Here is a 22,272-nt window from a genome sequence, read left to right as displayed (position 1 = left end):
GAGGCGCACTCATGGTTTCGGGGGTCCGAACGTTTTACAAAAATCATATCGAGAAGAAGCTGTTCAACAAAATTTTGCTGCTGTATTCGCTCATTATCATCGTCTCCTTGACGGCGCTCGCCGTTCTGATTTACCGCAACGCCGCCGAGCAATCGACGCGCAAGGAGTTGGAAGCGGCGAAGCAGGTGCTGGAGCGGTCGACGCACGAGGTGGAGCGCAGGTATGAGGCCGGTCAGCAGATGGTGTTCCAATTGTACAAGGACGAACGGCTGCTTCGGGACGTGCTGTTTTTTCTGAACAACGATTTTTCCGATTACCTCCGTTATCGGCTGGACCGTTTTGCGGACAATGCCGGTTTTGTCGACAAAAACATGGATTCGTATTTCCAATCGCTGACCTTCGACCGGGAAATTCAGACGATCTGGCTGTACAGCAGCGTCAAGGGCTTTCTGTACGTGTACCGCGGGTTGGAGGAGCAGGGCTTCGTCTATCCGGGGCCGGAAAACCCGAAGGTTGCCGATCCGATTCGCCGTATCCGCCAGACCAAGTCCTTTGCGCCGCCGCCGTCGTTCGAGCCGGGAACGGACGGGGACCGCAGCCGCATGTTTACGATGGCTAACGACATTAACGATCCGATCACCTTGCAGAATCACGGCACCCTGCTTGTCGATTGGAAATGGACCGGCATGGACCGGATCGTGCAGAACGACCGGAGCGATTTCAAGGGGGAGCTGCTTTTGCTGACGGCGGACGGTACCGTACTGTATGACTCCTCCCGGCGCTATACGGGGCAGAGCTACCCGTACATGCATGCCCTGCGGGACCAATCGGACCCGGTCGCGCTGGACGAGTCAGCCTATGTGCAGCTGAAGACGTTGAACCAAGGTGGCGTCGTGCTTGCCAGCATCGTGCCGGTAGCGAAGGTAAGCGAAGGGCTCCAGGGAATGAAGCGAACGGTGATCGCAGGTACAGGCTTATGCGTGGCCGCCGCCGTGCTGCTGTCGTATTTGCTGATGATCAATTTCTCGCGCCGTACGCAAACAGTCATTCGCGCCATGCGCAAGCTGCAGGACGGGGACCTCTCGGTTCGCGTAACCGTGCAGAAGGAAGACGAGCTGTTCCACATCGCCACCAGCTTCAACAAAATGTGCGAAACGCTGCAGGAGCATATCCAGCGGGTATACTTGTCCGAGATCAAGCAGCGGCAGGCGGAGCTGCTGGCGTTGCAGGCGCAGATCCAGCCCCATTTTCTGTACAACACGCTGGAGGCGATCCGGCTGAAAGCGGTGATGGACGGCAATCGGGATGTCGGTGATATGATCTACAGCTTGGGCGCGCTGTTTCAGAATCTGATCAAGCACGAGACGATGGTGACCGTTCAGGATGAGGTCCAGCTGTGCCGGCTGTATTTGAACCTGCTGCGGGCCCGCTATCCGAACCGGTTCGACTATGAGATTGCGGTTGACGAAGCCGTCGGCCGCTGCACGATTCTGAAGCTGACGCTCCAGCCGATCGTCGAAAACTGTATCCGCCATGCCTTCCACGGCCCCGCTCCGGACGGCCGGGAGCGCCGGATCGTTATCCGCGGCTGGGCCGAAGGCTCCAACGTCCGCATCGCCGTTGCCGACAACGGCTCGGGCATCGTGCCGGAGCGGCTGGCGCAGCTTCAGCGGGACTTGAAACATCCGCCTTCGGCGTCCGGCGCGTCTATCGGCCTGACAAACGTGAACGAGCGGCTGAAGCACAGCTTCGGGGAAGCGTACGGCTTGCGGATCGACAGCCGTCCCGGCGAAGGAGCGACGGTAACCATCACGATTCCGGGAAGCGTAAGGGGGAAAGAGAATGTATCGCGTATTTCTGGTTGACGACGAGCCGTTCATCATGGAGGGACTCGCTTATTTGATCGACTGGGAGCGGCACGGGCTGCAGATTGTCGGCAAGGCCGCGGACGGGGCGGAAGCGCTCGAAGCTTTGGCCGGCGAGCCGATCGATATTTTGATTACCGACATCCAGATGCCCTATATGAACGGCCTGGAGCTGATTCGCAGCGCAAGAGAGCTGCAGCCGGACGTGAAATTCATTATTTTAAGCGGGTACAACGATTTCGACTATGTAAAAGAAGGCGTCACGCTCGGCATCGAAAATTATTTGCTGAAGCCGGTCAATACGGAAGAATTGATCCGGACACTGACCGCCACCGTTGCCAAAATCGAGCAGTCCGTCTACAAGGAAGAGAGTATTAAGCGTCATCTGGAAATTATCCGCGACAATCTCTTGTACCGTTGGGTTACGGCGGCCATCGAGCCGGAGGAGCTGAGAAACCGTGAGGAACTGCTCGGCATCCGGCTGGGCCTGCCTCGGTATGTCGCGGGCATCGTCAAGCTGTTATTCGATCAAGAGCAGGTGGAGACCGCCGAAGTGTCGTCCCGCGCGGAAACGATTGCCGCCGTAAGGACGTATTGCCAGCGGACGGCGCAGTCTTACGGCCCGGAGCAGGCCGTGTTCGCCGATCTCGAAGGCGATCTTGTGCTGCTCGCGGGATTGAACGACGTCGATGCGGACCGGACCGGCTTCGTCCGCTTCATGGCGGAGCTTCAAGCCGCCATCCGCGAGCGGTGGGGCCTGCCGCTGCTGGTGACGGTCGGCGAAGCGTCCAAGGGCGAGTCGGCGGCCCATCGCAGCTACCGCACCGCCAAGCGGATGCAGGACTACTATGTGCTTGCGCCGCACGATGGGCCGCTTATCTACGAAGCGCCCGCTCTACCCGCAGCGGCGGAACCTGCGGCGCCTGCGCAGGCGGAGCTGGCCCATTTCTGCAAGCTCCTGTCGGCCGGGAAAAAGGACGAGGCGCTCGCTTGGGTCGGGGAAGCGTTCGCACGTCTGCGGGAGACGGAAGGGCTTGTGCCGTCTGATGTCCAGAACACGGCGATGGCCGTGCTTGCGGCCGCCGTTCATCATGCCAATCTGATGCGGCAGGAGCACGAAGGCGCCATCGGTGATTACAAGCATTTGTTCTCGCAGGTCGTCAAGCCGCAGACGATGCAGGAGCTGGAGGAACTGGTCGAGCGCTTCGTCGACCGTGTGCTTTTTGCGTCCGGTGCGGCGGAGCGGGAATACAGTCCCGTCATCCGGCAGGTGCTGCGCGAGGTCGAGCGCCGCTATGGGGATGAGCTGTCTTTGAAGACGTTAAGCCAGGCCTTCCACATGAACCCGGTTTATTTGGGCCAGCTTTTCCACAAGGAAACGGGAGAGACGTTCTCCGATTATGTGAACAAGTACCGGCTTGCCCAGGCGAAGGCACTGCTCGTCGAATCGAATCTGAAAACAAGCGATATCTCCCTTAGGGTGGGGTACACGGATACGAGCTATTTTTACAAGCAGTTCCGCAAATATTACGGCTTCTCGCCGACGGAATACCGCAATTGGAGCAAGCTGGGAGACTGATGAAAACGTTTCTATAGTTTCTCCACCCGTTCTATAGTTTCTTAACTTTCTGCCGCGCTCCGCATTGGGTAAAGTTAGAAAAGAAAGCGATGTATGCGTTTTCCGAAATGGAGCTTGCGGACGCAAAAGAACGGGGGTGAAAGCTTGTGGGAACGATTGGACGTACACTCAAGAAGCTAAACCGCAACAAAACCTTTTTGCTCATGGTGCTGCCGGGAGCCGTCTATTTCCTGCTGTTCAGCTATTTGCCGATGCCGGGGGCGATCATTGCCTTTAAGGAATACCGCTTCGACCGGGACGGCTTCCTGGCAAGCATATGGCGGAGCAAGTGGACCGGCTTCAAAAACTTCGAATTTTTATTTCAATCCGAAGACGCTTACATCATCGTGCGCAACACGCTGCTGTACAATTTTGCGTTTATCGTGCTGGGCACGGTTTTATCGGTGATTATGGCCATTATTTTACATGAAATCGTCAGCCGCCGGTGGGCGAAAATTTACCAGACCGGCATGTTCCTGCCTTACTTTTTGTCCTGGGTCATCGTCAGCTATTTCTTGTTCAGCTTCCTGAGCGTAGATCGCGGTGTGCTGAATCAGGCGCTGACGGCGCTCGGCATGGAGCGTGTCTCTTGGTATACGGAGCCGGCCTATTGGCCTTACATTCTTGTGCTTGTCAACCTGTGGAAGGGTGTTGGTTATTCCAGCGTCGTCTACCTGGCGGCCATCATCGGCATCGACAAGTCGTATTACGAAGCCGCGATGATCGACGGCGCAGGCAAATGGCAGCAGATTTGGAGCATTACCTTGCCCTTTATCCGGCCGATGATCATCATTCTGACGGTGCTGGCGATCGGCGGCATTTTCCGCGCGGACTTCGGCTTGTTCTATCAGGTGCCGCGCAATATGGGCGCGCTGTTCCCTGTGACCAACGTCATCGATACGTATGTGTACCGGGGGCTGAAGGTGACGGGCAATATCGGCATGAGCACGGCGGCCGGGCTGTATCAATCGGTGGTCGGACTCGTTCTGGTGATGGTGACCAACGCCGTGGTGAAGCGGATCAACAAAGAGAACGCTTTATTTTAACCACTTCGACGAAAAGGAAAGGGGGAGTCGGCTTGCCAAGTCCGAATGCGCCTACCGCTGCCGTGCGGAAGAAAAGCCGGGACTTTACGAAGTTGTCGCCGTTCTGGAACGGCGTCTGCCATGCGATCGCTAGCGGATTTGCCATTGCCTGCGTGTTTCCGTTCATCTTCGTCGTCATCATCTCGCTGACGGACGAGCAAGCGTTGGCGAACAACGGCTATCAGGTGTTTCCGGAGATGTGGAGCTTTGAGGCGTATCGGTACCTTTTTCGAACCGGAGGCCAGCTGTTCCGGTCCTACGGGGTGACGCTCTTCGTCACCGTCGTCGGAACGCTGCTCAGCGTGCTGACCGTCGCGCTGTACGCTTATGCGCTGTCCAGAAACAATTTCGCGTACCGGAACGCCTTTGCGTTTTTCGCCTTTTTCACGATGCTGTTTAACGGCGGGCTGGTGCCTTCCTACATTGTGACGACGCAGGTGCTGCATTTGAAGGATACGGTGTGGGCGCTTATTTTGCCTACGTGCGTCAGCGCTTTCTCGATCTTGATCATGCGCACGTTTTTCAAGCAGATGGTGCCCGATGCGATCATTGAGTCCGGCCGGATCGACGGGGCGGGCGAATGGAAGGTGTTCACGCATCTGGTGCTGCCCATCTCGCTGCCGGGACTGGCGACGATCGGCCTGTTCAGCACGCTCGGCTATTGGAACGATTGGTTCAACGCGCTGCTGTACATCGACAGCCCGAATCTGATTCCGCTGCAGTCGCTGCTGATGAAGATCGAGAGCAACATTCAGTTTATCGTGCAAAACTCCAATCTCAGCGACGCCACCCAACGCTTCGAAATCGCCAAGTCGCTGCCGCAGGAGTCTTCGAGAATGGCTATGGTCGTCCTGGCCACCGGTCCGATCGTGCTCGCCTATCCGTTTTTTCAACGGTATTTCGTACAGGGGCTGACGATCGGAGCGGTCAAAGAATAACATCGTACAAGGAGGAATGCTGCATGTTCAAACGGAAACGACTCGCTGCCGGGCTCGCCTCGGTGCTGATGCTGTCCGCGCTGGCCGCCGGGTGCTCCGGCGGTAGCCCCACTCAAGAAGGAGCGGGCGCCGGGAAAGCGGACGGCCAGTCCGTAGAGCTGATCTGGTACACGATCGGCGGACCGCAAAAGGATGCCGACAAAGTAATGGAGGCCGTCAGCAAATATACAAAAGAGAAAATCAACGCTACGGTGAAAATGAAGATGATCGATTGGGGCGACTACTCCCAGAAGATGCAGGTCATCTCCGTATCCGGCGAGCCTTACGACATCGCGTTTACGAGCTCTTGGGCTTTTGACTACGTGCAGAACGCCCGCAAAGGGGCGTTTTACGAGATGGACGGCCTGCTGGAGAAATACGGGCAGGGTATCAAGAAGGCCGTACACCCGTCGTTCCTCGAAGGCTCCAAGGTGAACGGACACAACTACGGGGTGCCGACCAACAAAGAATTGCCCGCTCAGGCAGTGTGGCGGTTCAACAAGCAATACGTCGACAAATACAAAATGGACCTCTCGAACGTCAGTTCGCTGGAAAGTTTGGAGCCGCTGCTCAAGACGATGAAGGAAAACGAACCGGGCATATACCCGATTCCAAGCAACGTCGACCCGTTCGTTCCGTTCGATTTCGTCGTACAGGGCATCCCGTTCGGGGTACGGCTCGATACGCAGGATTACAAGATCGTCAACGTATTCGAGACGCCCGAGTACCGGCAAATGAGCGAAACGATGCGCAAATACTACAAGGCTGGCTATTTGCCGCCCGACGTTGCGACCAAAACGGGCAACGATCACGAGAAAACCGGCAAATGGCTCGTCGACAAAGCGCATACAGTCCCGTTCGCGGACAATTTATGGTCGGAAGGCTTCAAATACGAGATCGTATCGAAGCCGATTCACGAGCCGATCGTGTTCAACTGGTCGGTGACCGGCTCCATGATGGCGATTTCCGCGAATTCCAAGCATCCCGAGAAAGCGATGGAGTTTCTAAACCTGCTGAACTCCGACACGTATTTGCGGAATCTGGTGAACTACGGCCTCGAAGGCACGCACTATAAAAAGGTTTCCGAGGGCGTCATCGAGCTGACCCCGGATTCCGGTTACTCCATGTCTTCGTTTACGCTCGGCAACATGTTCCTGCTGAACCGGTTCCCCAAGGACCCGACCGACAAGTGGGAGCAGTACGACAAATTCAACAAATCGGCCAAGAACGCACCGCTGCTCGGCTTCCAGTTCGACTCCTCGAAGGTGGAGAACGAGCTTGCCGCCGTCAAGAGCGTGTCGGAGGAGTTCAAAAAAGCGCTGGAGACCGGCTCCGTCGAGCCACCGGAGGTGCTGCCCAAAGCGATCGACAAGCTGAAAGCTGCGGGTATCAACAAAGTGATGGACGAGGCGCAGAAGCAGCTCGACGCGTGGAGAGCGAAGAAATAAGCGTAAAGGTGGAGCCGTCTCTGGCGCAGGCAATCTGCGGCGGGGGCGGCTTTTTTGGGAGCTGTTGCGAACTTGTACCCCCTTTACGGAAGGGAAAAGGGGAGGCAAATCCCACAGTAGGACTGACGGAGGCGGGGGGACTCGGACGTGGCATTCGAAGCAGAGCAAGTCGCGGACAAGACGCGGAGCCGGACGTGACTATCTGGCTGAGGATCTGGACGTAGTATCTGGCGCGGACAGGCGCGGACCCAGCGTGACTATCTGGGGCGAACAGGTGGGGATCTGGACGTAGCATCTGACGCAGATCAGCACAGACATGGACGTGACATCCGGTTCGAACCACGCGTGAACTCGGACGTGGCTTGGATTAAACTCGGATCAGATTCGGAACAGGCTCGGAACAGGCAAGCCTCGACCGGACCAAGCTTGAGAAAATAAAGGAAACCACGATGCGCTAAGCTGAATGCGGAGACGTTCTTCGGAGCATAGAGGAACTGAGATCATTTAAGTGTGTCGAAAAATGTTCGTACCTGCCGGAATGGAGGCTTTAGAGCACCAGGGATTCGCTATTTTTGTACACGCTGGAAAGTTTGAGCGGATAGCGCATTACAGTTCCTCTAATTTCTGATTCTGCTGGTGGACGCGGTAAAGGACAGTCTTATTTTATGGGCGCACGTTTTGCCGACTACGCACCGGCACTTGAACCAAACGTCTTTGGCGAAGGAAGCGCCCCGCATAAAAAAGCTCCGGCCGCCCTTGATAAGGGAGGACCGGAGCTTTACATAAACGCTTATTTCAACGCGCTTCCGCCGAAGACGAAGCGGTATTCCCAATGCTTGCCCGCAATCGAATCGATGCGAACGCCGCCTGATGTTTTCGAATACGTATGCAGTATTTTCCCGTCTCCGAGGTAAATGCCCACGTGCGAGATGCGTTGATTCGACTTGTCCGACGGGTAGGCCGACGCTTTTGTTCCTTTATAGTCCATGAAGAACATCAGATCGCCCGGCTTCAGATTGCGCCAATTGGTTGTTGTGCCGCCGAGAGACTTGACGTAAGCGGCTTGTCCGCGCGAGTCGCTGGGCAGCGTAATCCCTGCGCCTTCCTTGAACGCCTGGCGGGTGAAGTCGGAGCAATCGAACGTACTGGTGTTCGAACGGTCGGAGCCGAACTCATAGGGAGTGCCCAAATATTTTTGGCCTGCGGCAATAACCTTGTTGACGATTTCACTGTTGCTGCCCGTACTCGGCTTGGACGTGCTGCCGCCATTGGACGTACTTCCGCCATTGGACGAGCCTCCGCTATTGGACGAGCCGCCCCCGTTGGACGTGCCGCCCCCGTTGGACGTGCTGCCGCCGGAACCGTCGGTGCGAACGTATTTGCTGCTTGTGGATATGTAGCCGACTCTGCCTTGATCGTCGCGAACTTTATACCAATAATTGTTGACCTTATCGAGAATGTCTACTTTTACGCCTGTTTTGAGAAGGCCGTAGGTGGCTGAATCCGTATTCGGCGCCTTGCGGAAATTCACGCCGCTCACAATCGTGGCACTCGACGCGGCATGGGCTTGTTCGGCTGTCAAAGCTCCGACGCTGAACGTGACGGTAGTGGCGAGTAACAGTGCGGTAAGTTGCTTTTTCAAGTGGAAATCCCTCCTGCAGTTCTAGTTGTTTTATGTACAAGCCTGGGAGTCCAGGGACGGAAATCGCCCGGTTCCACAAGCTGGGACACCATTTGACAACGTCCGGTCGCCGCCCCACAATGAAAGCAGGACATTTGACGAGAGAACGGTGAACAAACAATGGAAACGTGGACATGGGGGCCTTTCATCCTGCAAAAAAGCATGCTGATCGTTATTGCGGCAGTTGCGGCGGGTTATGTCATTTCGAGGCTGCGGTTAAAAGGTTCTTCCATCAGAGGAACGTTCGGCGCGATCGTCTTGAACGCGCTTCTTATGTGGGTGGTCAGCTGGAAGCTGGGTATCCTTGTCTTCGATCCGGGGAGCGTGCTGGCAAGCCCGAGGTCGCTGCTTTATTTCAGCGGCGGCGACAAAGGCGTCTGGCTGGCGACGCTGCTGTCCGGTGTATATGTATGGTTTAGCGCCAAAAAGGCAAAATTGAATGCAGCCGTTTATATGGATTCGGTGCTTGTCTCGTTTATTGGGGGGTATGCCGTCTACGCGGCGCTGATTTTTTTTACGGAAGAGGAGAGCCGCATCACTTGGGGACTCAAAGCGCTGCTCGCGGCGGGTCTAACGGTCTTCTGGCTCGCGTCCAAGGCGAAGAGGGAGTGGCAGCCGCTCCTCCAGCGGACGGTCGTCTTCGTCGTCGGGTATGCGCTGGTCGCGTCGCTGGCCGCCAATGTGTGGGATAAGCCTTCGACGGGCGCGGTTGAAGCGGGGGCGAACATCGGTCTTAAAATCGGACAGCAGGCGCCGGATTTCGAGCTGCAACTGCTCGACGGCCAGACGGTCAAGCTGTCCGACTACCGGGGGCGGACGGTCGTGCTCAATTTCTGGGCGACGTGGTGTCCGCCGTGTCAGGCGGAAATGCCGCATATGCAGCAGGTACATACGGAGCAGGAGAGCAATGGCGTGACGATTCTCGGCGTCAACGCGACGTCGACGGAGGTCAGCGAGCCGGTCGTGCGCGCATGGGTCAAGGAATGGGGGCTCACGTTCCCGATCGTGCTGGATCGGCAAGGCGAAGTCGGCAAGGCGTACCGCGTGAACGCTTATCCGGCCACGTTCGTCATCAACGCGGAAGGAATGATCCGGGAGAAGCATCCCGGGCCGATGAATAAGGAGATGCTTGAGCAAGCCATCGGGAAAGCGAAAAAGAGCGGGTGAAAAAAGAATTTAATAGGGGATTATAGAGTTTTTCATTTGCGCGAAAATTAAATGTCGTGATAACATGTGAGTATTGTAGGACATATTGCAAGGTTCGATACATCATTTTATATAAAAGGAAGGTTAACAGCATGGCACAGACGAGTATTATCTTGCGTGTGGAATTGGACCACGAAAAGGCCACGTTCGGGGATGTAGCCGCCGCAATCAGCAAATCCGGAGGAGACATCACTTCGATCGACGTGATTCGGCCGGGCAAGGATTCGTCAATCCGAGACATCACCGTGGATGTGGCGGAATCCGCGGAATCGCAAGTCGTGGAAGCGCTGAAGCAGCATGAAGGCATCAAGCTGATCAACGTCTCCGACCGCACGTTCCTTGTGCATTTGGGCGGCAAAGTGTCCGTTCAGCCGAACCTTCCGATCAAAAACCGCGATGACTTGTCCCGGGTCTACACGCCAGGGGTCGCGCGGGTATGTACGGCAATTCACGAAAATCCGAGAAAAGCGTACTCGCTGACGATTAAACGGAATACTGTAGCGGTCATCACCGACGGTACCGCCGTGCTCGGTCTGGGCGATATCGGTCCGCACGCGGCCGCGCCAGTAATGGAAGGGAAAGCGATGCTGTTCAAGCAGCTCGCAGGCGTCGACGCTTTCCCGATCTGTCTCGATACGAAGGATACGGAAGAAATTATCCGCACGATCAAGGCGATCAGCCCGATCTTCGGCGGCATTAACCTGGAAGACATCAGCTCGCCGCGCTGCTTCGAGATCGAGAGCCGGCTTAACGAAGAGCTCGACATCCCGGTATTCCATGACGATCAGCACGGCACGGCCGTCGTCGTTATCGCGGGGCTGCTTAACGCGCTGAAGGTTGTTGGCAAGCGGATCGAGAACGTGCGCGTCGTCGTGAACGGCATCGGCGCCGCTGGCGTATCCATCTGCAAAATGCTGCTGGCCGCAGGCGTTACGAAGCTGGTGCCGGTCGACCGCGAGGGCGCGATTGTCCGCGGCGGCACTTACGAGTATCCGATGTGGCAGTGGCTGGCCGAGCAGCCGCAGGTGGAAGCTGAGCCCGGCACGCTGAAAGAAGTGATCCGCGGCGCGGACGTCTTCATCGGCGTATCCCGCGGCGGCCTCTTGAACGGACAAGATGTCCAAGCCATGGCGCCCGACAGCATCGTTTTCGCGATGGCGAACCCGACGCCGGAGATCAACCCGGAGGAAGCGCTACCGCATGTGCGCGTATTTGCTACGGGCCGGAGCGACTATCCGAACCAGATTAACAACGTCTTGGTATTTCCGGGCATTTTCCGCGGGGCGCTTGATTGCCGCGCCCGCAATATCAACGAGCCGATGAAGCTTGCCGCGGCACGCGCCATCGCTTCCGTTGTTACGGATGCGGAGCTGAACGAGCAGTATATTATCCCAAGTATTTTCAACGAGCATGTCGTGAAGAAAGTTCGCCACGCGATTATCGAAGCGGCGATCTTGACCGGCACCGCCCGCCGGATTCCGCCGGATTTCCGGTAAGATCAGGCAGGCGCGAACGAGTAGGCACCAACTCGTCGAGCATAGCAAAAGAAGCGAGTTCCTCTATGCGGGGACTCGCTTCTTTTTTATTGCTCTCGTTTGCTGCGTTCGCGCCGATAACAGCCTGCTTACATCCTATGTCGAACCACAGGCAGTCGGCTGTCCGTGTTCGCCGAACGCCAGCGCATTCGGATGAGAACCGGCTTACATAGGATTTCGATATCTTCCTCGTAACATGGTTCCCTAAGCTTGTGATGGAGGGTCAATTGGAGTATTAGAGATGTACTGAGGCATCGGATTATCGATGTCTCCCCATTTGTCGCATTCATCCATAATGGACTCCTGCTTCTTACGGCAAAAAGCCCGCCTGACTCACCAAAATCCGCTCTTCCAGAAAATGCTGCTTCAGCTGCTCCAGTACTTGCCGGTAAGCGTCACGGTCATACCAAGCCTCCAGACCGAGCGACTCGTAAATGCGGCGGATGCCGAGGCGCTCCGTGCGCCGTCCGAGACTGCCGTCGCCCATGAAGAAGTCGTCGACGACGAGCCGCGTCACGCCGGTATCCTGCAGCGCTTGCGCAAAGCCGTCGCTGCTCGGCAGCACGGGTGAAACGGCCGCTTGCGCGGGTATGCCCGCTTCGACAAGCTTGCGCAGCGCCCGCAGCCGGGCAGGGATCGGCGGCGCTGCCGGCGAGAAGGCCTTGCGGACCGATTCCAGGTCGGTCTCGATCGTGAGGCTGACGCGTACACGCGTTCCGAGCCGCTGGAGCAGATCGATATCCCGGGTAACGAGCGGGCTGCGCGTTTGCAGCAGCACAAAGTCTGGCGCGTCTCCTTCCGCCATCGTTTCGAGCAGCGAACGGGTCAGCCCGGTCCGGTATTCGACCGGCTGGTACGGGTCCGTGCTGGAAGACATAAAGATGGAAACAGAGCCCTTGCGTTTCGCCCGGATGAGTTCTTTGGCGAGCAGCTCCGCAGCCGACGATTTTACGTCGACCCAGCTTCCCCAAGGCTCCGGACGAAACTTCGCCACCGGCATTTCGCGCACGTAGCAGTAGGTGCAGGCGAAGGCGCAGCCGGAATAAGGATTGAGCGTATGCGTATAGCCCGTCAAGTAGCCGGTAGCCGCATTGAGCAGCTGTTTGGGGGCTTTGAACGTAACGGTCGGAAGCACCTACCGCACCTCGTTTCGCTTGTAAAATGTGAAATCGACCGGGCCCTGCCCCGGTTACTCGATCATAATCTGCACGATATCGCCTTCTGTGATAGTGCCTACGCGCTCGACGGAGCAGACGATGCCGCGCCGCTTCTTCGCGGCAGCCGTGAAGCGGGTAGCTGCCGCAGCATGGCCTGTCGCTTCGGCGATCGCTTCACCCGGCCCCGGGCAGGGGAGGTTCTCGCCTTCGCCGATCAAGCCTGTTCCGGCAGGGAACAGCAGGCGTGCGCCCTGTGGCAGCAGCGTGAGGGAAGGATATCCCTCCAAGAGCAGATTGGCGCCGAGCCACTCCGGTAGCACTTCGGGCAGCCCTAGCCGCTCGGCGATCTGGGCTAATTCCTCGACGGAGACGATGCTGATCTGTCTTCGGTTGGCAATGTCGGTGCCGCGCGGATAAAACCGCTGCCGACTGTCGGCAGGACGCGTGAGTCCGTAATGCCGGTCGCCGGGAATGCCGGCAAGATCCACAGTGACGGAGCCTTCCCGCGCGGTGACGAATGTATGCGGATCGCGGGCGGCCATCACGGCCTTGACCCGGGCTTCAAAAGTTTTCATAGTAGCGCATTTCCCCTTTCCGTACAAGGTTAAGCTTATCAGAATGGCGTGTGAATAGACAAGAAACCCGGCTTCCTCCAAGGGAAACCGGGTTTTTGCTGGGTGAACCGCAAGCGGCAGCCGGATTACTCGCCGGCCGGCATCGCTTCGGGGGAAGTCATTTTGTCGTAGAATTCCACGAACTTGTCCTTTTTGTCGCTGGTGCGAACCGCCATGGCCGAACGCGGATGATCGTTCAATACGCCGGCGATCATGTAAGGAATGATGTAGCCCCACTCCCACTTCTCGCGCATGGTGATCATATGCTTCTCAATGATGCCGAGGATCGGACGAACGTCGTACTTCGGATTTTTCAAATGGCTGACGATCAGCTCTGTTGGGCAGTTGCCGGCAGCTCGTCCCATGCCGTATACGGAGGTGTCAAGGAACTCGACGCCTTTGGTGGCGCCCATGATCGTATTGGAGAAGGCGAGCTGCATGTTGTTATGCATATGCAGACCGAGCTTCTTATTCGGCAGTAGACGTTGGAATTTGGAGACGAGATATTCGACGTCCCGGTAGTCCATGCTGCCGTACGAATCGACGATGTACACGACATCGACCGGACTTTTGGCGATTTCTTCGAACGCTTCGTTCAGATCGTTTTCCATCACGTGGGAGAGCGCCATAATGTTGATCGTCGTTTCATAGCCGTAGTCGTGGAATTTCTGCACCAGATCGAGCGCTTTATCCACATCTTTAATGTAGGTCGCTACGCGGATCAGGTCGAGCAGACTGTTCTCCCGGGGGAGAATGTCCTTCTCGTCAACGCGTCCGATATCGACCAGCGCAGACAGCTTGGTGTCGGTCTTTTGCGGGATGACTTCCTTCAGGAAATCCTCGTTCAAAAAGCGCCAAGGGCCCGCTTCAGCGCCTTTCAGCAGCTTAGCCGAGTTTTTATAACCGATCTCCATATATTCGACGCCGGCTTCGCTCAGACCGTAATACATGTCTTTGACAAACTCGACGCTAAAATCCCAGTTATTGACCAAACCGCCGTCGCGGATGGTGCAGTCCAAAATATTGTGGTTTTCCCTGACCATAACTATTGACTCCTCTCCTGAATAGGCGACCGCTTCGTGGCTTTTAAGCTTTTAAGCAGTAAAGCATACGTTTTTATAATAAATATTACATATGGGCTCGCCACTTGTCAATGATAACAAATTCCCCGTACCGTGGCAATCTCATATTCGCCGAAAATAAGCAAATGTTGCAGGATTTTCCGGGCTTTTGTGGAAACTTGCATTATAATGGAGATAGACTTGCGGATTTTGCGGGGCAGGAGGGTGAGACATGCTGAAATATAATATCGCTTTTATTCGCAGCGGCGACCGTTTGCTTATGCTGAACCGGGGCAAGGCGCCGCTGCTGGGGCTGTGGAACGGGGTCGGCGGCAAGCTGGAGCCGGGTGAAACACCGCTGGAGAGCGTCATGCGAGAAATCGAAGAGGAGACCGGGCTCCGTCTCGAAACGGAGGCGGTGCGCTTCGGCGGGACTGTGACGTGGGAAGTGGACGGCCGGGATGCCGGGGGAATGTACGCCTTTATCGGAGAGGTCCCGGGTGATGCACTGCCGGCTTTGCCGATGGAGACGGCCGAGGGCATCCTGGCGTGGAAGCCGATCGACTGGGTAATCGACGCGGAAAACTACGGCGTGGTGCAGCATGTCCAGCATTTTCTTCCGGCGATGCTGGCGGGTGAGCCTTGTGCGGAGCACCGCTGCTTTTTTCGCGAGGGAAAGCTGCTGACCGTCGAACGACGGCCGCTGCAAGAGGTCGGGTGCTAAGAATGGCGCTGCATTTTTGACAAAAGTAAAGACGTCCCGCTTCCTTACTTCAAGAGTAGGATATACGGAACGTCTTTTTGGCGTGCCCTTGTGGCTGCTGCAACCACCGTCTAAGGGGTCTTGATCAAGATCAGGCCGCCGATGATCGGCAGCGGCTTCATCCACCCGTTCACAGTGTTCAGAATGCCCATGATAAATAGGACGAGCAGGCCGAGATTAGCCAGCGGCACGAGCAGCAGCCCGATCAGCGGCAGCAGGCCGAGCACCAGATTGGCGGCGATCGAGGTCAAAAGGAGCACCAGCCCTTGATTGGCGTGGAACATGGCATATCTCGACTTCGGAGCGGCAAGCAGCGGTAGGAAAAATAACAAATACGCCGCGGCGGCAATCCATTGGCTTGAACGAATGTCCTCCGGCTCGGGGCTTTCGTGCGGTCCGTTGTCCATAGCGTACACCTCTTTCGGATCAAAATTTGGCGAAGCCGGATAAGGCAGCGGTTCGCTATCATCCTATGCCTGCAGGCGAGGCAGTATGTGCCGCGCTTGGAATAAGCATCCTTCCTTGGGGCAAACTAGAGTCAAACGTGAACCTAAATACCGACAAGCGGAGGAACCTTATGAGCAGCACACCGATTTTGTTTCAATTCGATTCCCAGAATGCGGCCGCCTTGGCCCAGGATATGCTGGAGGAGCTTGGGTACCGCGTGAGTCCGCATACGAACCTGAAGCAGCCGACTCTCCATGTTATCGTAGACCGGCACGATCTGACGTCCGCGCTAGAAATCGTCCAAGCCTATGGGGGACGCTTGATCGAAGCGGAAGGCTCGCTGAGCGAAACCGCCGCTTTCGCCATGGCCTATGACCCAAACAGCCTGATCCCGATTCCGGCGCATTTCGTGAACGAGGATTGGACCGAAAGCGAGCCGGCCGTGTCCGCTTCAGATTATGTCAACCGTTCCAGCGGTGCATATAATGACGAAGACGTACCATTCGATCCATCGGGCGACGACTATAACGGCTTCGATGCCGGCTTGCGTTTCTAAGCGGCAAGCGGCGGTCCGACGCCGCGTCCAGACAGCGGTTACCGGCGAGACGCGGGCCGCTGTTTCTTTTTTTTGACCAAGTCCCTATTTGTTGGCTATTTCTCACATCCTTTGACCGGTAAAACAAAGTTGCACGGGACCTATTTTTATTGGCGGGTAAAACACTGTTTCTCTAGACCCACTCGGTTTTCGTCTGATATGATGAGCCTGACTTAAATCAAGGTGATCTTGGCAAGAGTAATGGAGGGGAACCGCCGTGGAAACGCAAGATCCGTTAAAAGAAGGCGAAAAGGGCGCGTGGGTCAGCATCGTCACGTATATCCTGCTCTCCGCTTTTAAGATCAGCATGGGGTATACGACCGGCTCCGAGGCGCTTACCGCCGACGGAATCAATAACTCGACCGATATTATCGTATCGCTCGCCGTGCTGATCGGACTGCGCATCTCGCGCAAGCCGCCGGATCGGGATCACCCTTACGGGCACAGACGGGCTGAGACGATCGCCTCGCTCGTCGCGTCGTTCATTATGGCTGCCGCCGGGATTCAAGTCGTGCTGGAGGCGTGCAAGAGCTTTTTCGTGACGGACCGTCAGGCCCCGGATTTGCTGGCCGCATGGATTGCGCTCGGGTGCGCGGTCGTCATGTGGGGGATATATAGGTATAACAGCCGTTTGGCGAAACGGTTAAACAGCCAGTCGTTGAAAGCGGCGGCCTACGATAACCGGTCGGATGCGCTCGTCAGCATCGGGGCGGCTGTAGGCATTATTGGGTCAAGCTTCGGCTATCCGATACTGGATGCAGCCGCGGCGCTCGCCGTTGGTTTGGTCATATGCAAGACGGCCTGGGACGTATTCATCGATGCCGCCCATGCGCTAACCGACGGATTCGACGACGATAAGAAGCTGAAGGTGTTCCGGCAGACAGTGTATGAAACGCCCGGCGTGGAGCGGATCAAGGACATTCGGGCCCGGGTGCACGGCAGCAGCGTGCTGCTGGATGTCATCGTGGAGGTCAGCGCTGAGCTGTCCGTCGGCGAGAGCCACGAAATCAGCGACGAGATCGAGAAGCGGATGCTGCAGGAGCACCGGATTGGAAACGTGCACGTTCATATCGAGCCTTACATCGAATAGAAACGGGAGTTCCTTTTTAACGAAGGAACCCCCGTTTTTTGTTTGATTTTACCTTCATTTCAGGTTAACGTCATAAATTCGTAACAAATGAAAATTACAATGAAAGTAAGTCACAGATTAGACACAGATAAAAGAGAGTAGGGAGGAAAGCATCATGAAACATGCTTTAAAGTCCATCGCAAAAGGATTTCTGTTCGGTCTTATCGCCATAGGGATGGTGCCTTACTTGGTGGTTCAGGCACTGACCGATTTGTAACCCGTCGACAAGTGTCTCATCATAGACCGAAAGAGGATGGCCTCCGGGCCACCCTCTTTCTTTGTGTTTCGGGAAAAGAGACCGGGCTTCTACGCTTCAATCGCGTCTTGTGCGGCCTGTGCGGCGAACGTCCCTGCCGTATAGCCTGTGGCGAAGGCCGCCGTGATGTTGTAGCCTCCGGTATATCCGTGGATGTCGAGAATCTCGCCGCAAAAGAACAGCCCTTCCATAAGCTTCGACCCCATCGTCCGCGGATCGAGCTCCTTCAAATTCACCCCGCCACCGGTGACAAAAGCTTCCTCAATCGACAGCGTCCCGTTCACCTGCACGGGAAACGCCTTGATCCCTTTGCTTAATTCCATCCATGGCTGTTTCGGGATATTATCGTACGTCGTCTGCTCGTCCAGTCCGGCTTGCTGGAGTAGAAGCGGGACGAGGCGTTCGGAGATGTACCCCTTCAGCACGTTTTTGACCGCTTTTTTCGGCTCGCTTTTAACCAAAGCCATCGTCTCGTCATAGATCTCTTGCACGCTTTTGTCCGGATACAAATCAATGGTGGTCAGCACCTGCTTCTCCGCCGTTTTTTGCCGCTCCTTCACGACGAATTGACTGCACCGCAGCGCGATCGGACCGGATAAGCCGAAATGGGTAAACAGCATGTCTCCTTGATGGGAAATGATTTTCTTCCCCTTGGCGTTCCAGACCGTAAGCTCCACGTTCCGCAGCGACAAGCCCTGGAGCTCGCGGCTCTTGATAAAGGGCTCGCCGGAGGTCAGCGGCACTTCCGTTGGAAACAGCGGCGTGATCGTGTGCCCCGCGTCCTCGGCCCAAGCATAGCCGTCGCCGGTCGAGCCGGTATGCGGCACCGACTTGCCTCCGCTGGCGATAACGACGCATTTGCCGGCGATCGTCTCGCCCGTCTGAAGGCGAATGCCTGCGACGCGACCGTCTTGATAAAGCACGCGCTCCACCGCGCGGTTCGCCCGAATGTCCACGCCTTGCTTGCGGACTTGGCCGACGAGCGCGTCTACGACGGTTTTGGCTTTGTCCGTCACGGGAAACATTCGCCCGTTGTCCTCTTCCTTCAGCCGGATGCCGAGATTTTCAAAAAAGGCGATGATTTCGCGATTGCCGAAATGGGCGAACGCACTGTGCAAAAACCGTCCATTGCCCGGAATATGCTTAATAATCTCGTCGATTTCCTTCGCGTTCGTGACATTGCACCGGCCTCCGCCGGAGATGCCGAGCTTGCGTCCGAGCTTGTCCCCTTTATCGACCAGCACGACGCGGGCGCCCGGCTTGCTGGCTGCAATACAGGCCATCAAGCCGGAAGGTCCGCCGCCGATGACGATAACATCGTACTTCATATCAATTCTCCATTCTGTTCCTGCTCATGAAGCGTCTTTGCTAGTATTATAGCCCAAAACGAAACGATCCCAAAATGGCTGCGGAAGACGGCTGACGCACGAATGAACAAAGAGCGGGCCGCAAGCGGTTGCGGCCGTTCGTGGGCAACGACGGACGGTAGAATATGGAGTGCTTTTTCACAGGCAATACGTTACAATGGGGTTCGTACAATTTGTGTTGTTCGACATTTATTTATGAAATTCATACTATTTCTACAAATATTTCTTTTTTGTATTATAGTAAATATTAACCAACGAAACAAGAGAATAATGGAAAAGCCTAGGATGAAATGACTATAAACTATCTTTGAAGCAGTCTTCGACGTAGTCGGGGGCCGCTTTTTTAATTTGCTGGACGGTGTGGAGATAGCGCTGCGTGGTGTTGATGTGCGTATGTCCGAGCGATTCCTGCACCTGCTGCAAGGAAGCGCCGCGCAGGAGGGCAAGCGTCGCGTTCGTATGGCGGAGCCAGTGAGGGGTCGCCTTCTTCTCCATACCGCATTGCTCGCGGGCTTTCTTGATAATTTTCTCTACAATGCGGACGGACAAAGGGAACAGCTTGTCCTTCGGCCCGGACGGCTCCGGCTTTGTTGCATCATAAGCCTGAAGCAGCGTCCACAGCATATGCGGCACCTTGACTTCGCGTTCTTTATCGCCTTTGCCACGAATCGTAAGCCACATCGAAGCGCCTTCGGGGTCCGTGTGAAAATGATTCCATTGAATCGATACCAGCTCCGATACCCGGATGCCGAGCAGCACCAGCGTGACTCCGATGACGTAATCGCGCAGCCCTTGCTGCTTTAATTGCTCGAACAAACGAAGCACTTCGGCCTTCGTCAAATAATGATTTTTGCTGTTCACGGGGATTTTCGGGATGCGGATGCAGGTAGTCGGGTTATGCTTGAACATGCCGATGTTCGGGTCGCTGCCCCACTTGTAAAGCGAGCGCAGAGGCGCGATATGTATGGCCACCGTCGCCGGAGCTTGAGGCTTGTTCGCGCGGCTCAACAGCCCTTCCAGCAGGCCGATTTTATAGACCTCGATTTCCCGCCAGGTCACGTCCTGTAATGATTTATCGCCGATAAAACGGCGGAATTTGGCGATCGCGTTGCGGTAATTTCTCATCGTATACGGGGATCGGGAGCAAGTCGTCAGAAACATGTTGACGATTTGTTCGTCCGTGTATTTTTCGGTTGGTTTCAATTGTTCGGGAAGATGGATTTGAGCGAGTAGAGTTTGCATAAGGTCTCCTTTCTTTTTCGAACAACACAAATTGTACGAACTCTATTGTATCACGCCTGACTACGGAAAGGAGGGGCTTGAAGGATTTCGGCAGGGCGTGACACATGGGCTGAGGAGGGGAACGCATGCGGGATCGTTTAGTCACTCAAGAGTTGGTTCGGTTAATGGAAAAGGACGTCGATACCTATGAGCATAGTCTGCGGGTGGGGAAGCTCGCGAAGAGCATGGCGTTGATGATGAGCCTGAATCTTGCGCACACCCGGCAATTGGTGATCGGATGCTGCTTGCATGACATCGGGAAAATCTACATGCCCGACTTGATTCTAAAAAAGGATACGTCGCTCACGGAAAGAGAATGGAGGATGATGAAGCAGCATCCGGTGTTGGGTGCGGATATACTGAAAATCCATGCGCCGGAGGAGCAGGTGATCATCGACATCGTCGAATTTCACCACGAGCGATGGAACGGAACGGGCTATCCGTACGGCTTAAGCGGGGTGGACATTCCGGCGTTCGCACGGATCTGCACCATCATTGATTCCTTTGACAGCATGCTGTCCGATCGGCCCTACCGATCGGGGATGTCGCTGGAGGAAGCAAAGGAAGAACTGCGCCGACACAGCGGCACGCAGTTCGATAGACAGTACGTGGAAGTGTTTCTGCAAATGCCGGGCGAGATGCTTCACCATTCTTACGCGAGACGCGAAGGCATCAATTCTACCGTCCAATCCTGAACATAAAAAGAGAGGTCCACGAATCGAATGGGCCTCTCTTTTGTATTCTATGATCGATCTATTATGCCTTATGCCGACTGCGTTTGCGAATCCTCCTGCAGCTTGCGGACGGCGAGCCTTGCGATTCGCAGGTCGTCCGTTTCCTCGATAACGAACTCGAATTCGTCCTGATAGACGACGCTCTGTCCATGCTTGGGCGGAAGCTCCACCTGTGAGTACACCCATCCGCCGATCGTATCGTAGTTCTCGGACTCGATTTCCAGACCGAACTGATCGTTTACTTCGTCGATTAGCATCAGACCGTCGATGGAGTAGTTGAACTCGTCTTTCTTCTCCACCCGAGCCCGCTCATCCGGGTCGAACTCGTCTTGGATTTCGCCGACGATTTCTTCCAGAATATCCTCAAGCGTCACCATACCCGAAGTTCCGCCGTATTCGTCGATGAGCAGGGCAATCTGCACTTTTTTCCACTGCATCAGCTTGAGCAGCCTGCTGATCGGCATCGAATCCGGCACTTTGGCGATCGGACGCACGATGGAGCGAAGCTCGGTCAGCGCGCCGTGCGACTTCATCAAGTCCTTGATATGCACGAAGCCGATAATATTGTCTTTATCCGGATCGCATACCGGATAACGGGTGCGCATTTCGCGATGCGCGATTTCCATGTTGTCCTCGAACGGCAGATTGGCGTACAAGCAAGCCATTTCCGTCCGCGGGATCATAATTTCGCGCGCGTTCGTTTCGGTAAATTCGAATATATTATCAAAAAGCGTAAGCTCCGTATTGTCGATGAAGCCGCTTTTATGGCTTTCTTTCACTAAGACACGGATTTCCTCTTCCGTATGGGCCGATTCGTGCTCTGTGGCCGGCTCAATACCTGCGCGCTTCAGCATCCAGTTCGACGCGCCGTTCAGCATCCAGATGAAAGGGTACATCAGCTTGTAGAAAATGATAACCGGCAGCGCGGACCAAAGCGTCACGTTCTCCGACTGGCGGATCGCGTACGTCTTCGGGAACTGCTCCCCGAGCGTAATATGCAGCGCGGTAATGAGCGAGAAAGCTACAAAGAAGGAGATCGTATGAATAACGACGGGGCTTAAGCCGAACCAATCTGTAAGGATCGGTTTGAGAAAAGCGGCGATAGCCGGTTCACCGACCCAGCCGAGTCCAAGCGACGCAAGCGTAATGCCGAGCTGGCAGGCGGATAAATAAGCGTTCAGGTTGCCCGTAATTTTTTGCGCGAACCGCGCGCTTACATTGCCGCTTTGGGCGAGCGTATCAATGCGGCTGTTTCTTACTTTGACCATGGCGAACTCCGCGGCGACGAAAAAGCCGTTCAGCAGCACCAAGACGATAATGAGAACCACGTTAAACAATAAAGGTAACGGGTCACTACTCAATCATTCCCTATCCCCTGCGTGAGGTGGATAGGTACACCTCCCTTAAACATTCAAATAATAGACAAAAATAAAGATTGCTTATAATCCATTAT

General features: G+C 55.7%; 19 protein-coding genes. 11 read left to right on the top strand and 8 right to left on the bottom strand.

What is annotated here, in order from left to right; translation table 11 throughout:
- Positions 1-11 precede the first annotated feature (11 nt).
- The 5 genes from ET33_RS15805 (at position 12) to ET33_RS15785 (ending at position 6,993) form a co-directional block, all read left to right on the top strand.
- On the top strand, positions 12-1,865 hold the full coding sequence (locus ET33_RS15805) for a sensor histidine kinase (protein ID WP_036683337.1): 1,854 nt from the start codon (positions 12-14) through the stop codon (positions 1,863-1,865).
- Complete coding sequence (locus ET33_RS15800; protein ID WP_036683333.1) at positions 1,843-3,444, top strand: response regulator transcription factor; 1,602 nt, start codon at positions 1,843-1,845, stop codon at positions 3,442-3,444. Before ET33_RS15805 ends, ET33_RS15800 begins: the two co-directional genes overlap by 23 nt.
- 155 nt (positions 3,445-3,599) lie before the next feature.
- On the top strand, positions 3,600-4,529 hold the full coding sequence (locus ET33_RS15795) for an ABC transporter permease (RefSeq protein WP_407668104.1): 930 nt from the start codon (positions 3,600-3,602) through the stop codon (positions 4,527-4,529).
- 32 nt (positions 4,530-4,561) lie between these two features.
- Positions 4,562-5,506, top strand: coding sequence for a carbohydrate ABC transporter permease (locus ET33_RS15790; protein WP_081890339.1), 945 nt, complete (start codon positions 4,562-4,564; stop codon positions 5,504-5,506).
- A 23-nt stretch (positions 5,507-5,529) separates the two neighbouring features.
- On the top strand, positions 5,530-6,993 hold the full coding sequence (locus tag ET33_RS15785) for an ABC transporter substrate-binding protein (RefSeq protein WP_036683326.1): 1,464 nt from the start codon (positions 5,530-5,532) through the stop codon (positions 6,991-6,993).
- Positions 6,994-7,783: 790 nt separating this feature from the next.
- Here ET33_RS15785 and ET33_RS15780 read toward each other — a convergent pair.
- Positions 7,784-8,635 (bottom strand): C40 family peptidase, encoded by an 852-nt coding sequence (locus tag ET33_RS15780; RefSeq protein ID WP_036683323.1) that lies wholly within the window; start codon positions 8,633-8,635, stop codon positions 7,784-7,786.
- A gap of 159 nt (positions 8,636-8,794) precedes the next feature.
- Here ET33_RS15780 and ET33_RS15775 point away from each other — a divergent pair, with 159 nt between their 5' ends.
- Together ET33_RS15775 and ET33_RS15770 are read left to right on the top strand one after the other, a co-directional pair.
- On the top strand, positions 8,795-9,841 hold the full coding sequence (locus ET33_RS15775; protein ID WP_235206727.1) for a peroxiredoxin family protein: 1,047 nt from the start codon (positions 8,795-8,797) through the stop codon (positions 9,839-9,841).
- A gap of 131 nt (positions 9,842-9,972) precedes the next feature.
- Positions 9,973-11,376 carry an NAD-dependent malic enzyme gene (locus tag ET33_RS15770; protein ID WP_036683318.1) on the top strand — a complete coding sequence of 468 codons (1,404 nt, stop codon included), beginning with the start codon at positions 9,973-9,975 and terminating at the stop codon, positions 11,374-11,376.
- 349 nt (positions 11,377-11,725) lie between these two features.
- Here ET33_RS15770 and ET33_RS15765 read toward each other — a convergent pair whose 3' ends face one another.
- The 3 genes from ET33_RS15765 to ET33_RS15755 all read right to left on the bottom strand — a co-directional run bounded on the left by ET33_RS15765 (position 11,726) and on the right by ET33_RS15755 (position 14,229).
- On the bottom strand, positions 11,726-12,550 hold the full coding sequence (locus ET33_RS15765; RefSeq protein ID WP_036683315.1) for an SPL family radical SAM protein: 825 nt from the start codon (positions 12,548-12,550) through the stop codon (positions 11,726-11,728).
- Positions 12,551-12,604: 54 nt separating this feature from the next.
- On the bottom strand, positions 12,605-13,147 hold the full coding sequence (locus ET33_RS15760) for an MOSC domain-containing protein (protein ID WP_036683310.1): 543 nt from the start codon (positions 13,145-13,147) through the stop codon (positions 12,605-12,607).
- Positions 13,148-13,272: 125 nt separating this feature from the next.
- Complete coding sequence (locus tag ET33_RS15755) at positions 13,273-14,229, bottom strand: aldolase catalytic domain-containing protein (RefSeq protein WP_010500558.1); 957 nt, start codon at positions 14,227-14,229, stop codon at positions 13,273-13,275.
- Between the two features lie 250 nt (positions 14,230-14,479).
- On the opposite strand from ET33_RS15755, the gene ET33_RS15750 reads away from it, so the two are divergent.
- Entirely contained in the window at positions 14,480-14,971 is a 492-nt protein-coding gene (locus ET33_RS15750) for an NUDIX hydrolase (protein WP_036683305.1), read from the top strand.
- A 110-nt stretch (positions 14,972-15,081) separates the two neighbouring features.
- On the opposite strand, the gene ET33_RS15745 is transcribed toward ET33_RS15750, so the two are convergent.
- Positions 15,082-15,417 carry a hypothetical protein gene (locus ET33_RS15745; RefSeq protein ID WP_036683300.1) on the bottom strand — a complete coding sequence of 112 codons (336 nt, stop codon included), beginning with the start codon at positions 15,415-15,417 and terminating at the stop codon, positions 15,082-15,084.
- 170 nt (positions 15,418-15,587) lie between these two features.
- Here ET33_RS15745 and ET33_RS15740 point away from each other — a divergent pair, with 170 nt between their 5' ends.
- The gene (locus ET33_RS15740; protein WP_036683297.1) at positions 15,588-16,013 is read left to right on the top strand and encodes a hypothetical protein; all 426 of its coding nucleotides are present in this window, start codon (positions 15,588-15,590) and stop codon (positions 16,011-16,013) included.
- A gap of 256 nt (positions 16,014-16,269) precedes the next feature.
- The gene (locus tag ET33_RS15735; protein WP_036683293.1) at positions 16,270-17,142 is read left to right on the top strand and encodes a cation diffusion facilitator family transporter; all 873 of its coding nucleotides are present in this window, start codon (positions 16,270-16,272) and stop codon (positions 17,140-17,142) included.
- 345 nt (positions 17,143-17,487) lie between these two features.
- Here the strand turns inward: ET33_RS15735 and ET33_RS15730 are convergent, their stop codons facing one another.
- Both ET33_RS15730 and ET33_RS15725 read right to left on the bottom strand, forming a co-directional pair.
- Positions 17,488-18,765, bottom strand: coding sequence for a BaiN/RdsA family NAD(P)/FAD-dependent oxidoreductase (locus ET33_RS15730; RefSeq protein ID WP_036683291.1), 1,278 nt, complete (start codon positions 18,763-18,765; stop codon positions 17,488-17,490).
- 333 nt (positions 18,766-19,098) lie between these two features.
- Entirely contained in the window at positions 19,099-20,046 is a 948-nt protein-coding gene (locus ET33_RS15725; RefSeq protein WP_036683288.1) for a tyrosine-type recombinase/integrase, read from the bottom strand.
- 125 nt (positions 20,047-20,171) lie between these two features.
- Here ET33_RS15725 and ET33_RS15720 point away from each other — a divergent pair, with 125 nt between their 5' ends.
- On the top strand, positions 20,172-20,780 hold the full coding sequence (locus ET33_RS15720; protein WP_051775366.1) for an HD-GYP domain-containing protein: 609 nt from the start codon (positions 20,172-20,174) through the stop codon (positions 20,778-20,780).
- Between the two features lie 68 nt (positions 20,781-20,848).
- Here the strand turns inward: ET33_RS15720 and ET33_RS15715 are convergent, their stop codons facing one another.
- Complete coding sequence (locus ET33_RS15715; RefSeq protein WP_051775365.1) at positions 20,849-22,180, bottom strand: hemolysin family protein; 1,332 nt, start codon at positions 22,178-22,180, stop codon at positions 20,849-20,851.
- Positions 22,181-22,272: the final 92 nt, after the last annotated feature.

The organism is Paenibacillus tyrphae (assembly GCF_000722545.1).
In the GTDB taxonomy this organism is placed as follows: domain Bacteria; phylum Bacillota; class Bacilli; order Paenibacillales; family NBRC-103111; genus Paenibacillus_G; species Paenibacillus_G tyrfis.
The sequence above is the reverse complement of the archived record's forward strand: the minus strand, read 5'-3'. Positions and strand labels throughout refer to the sequence as shown.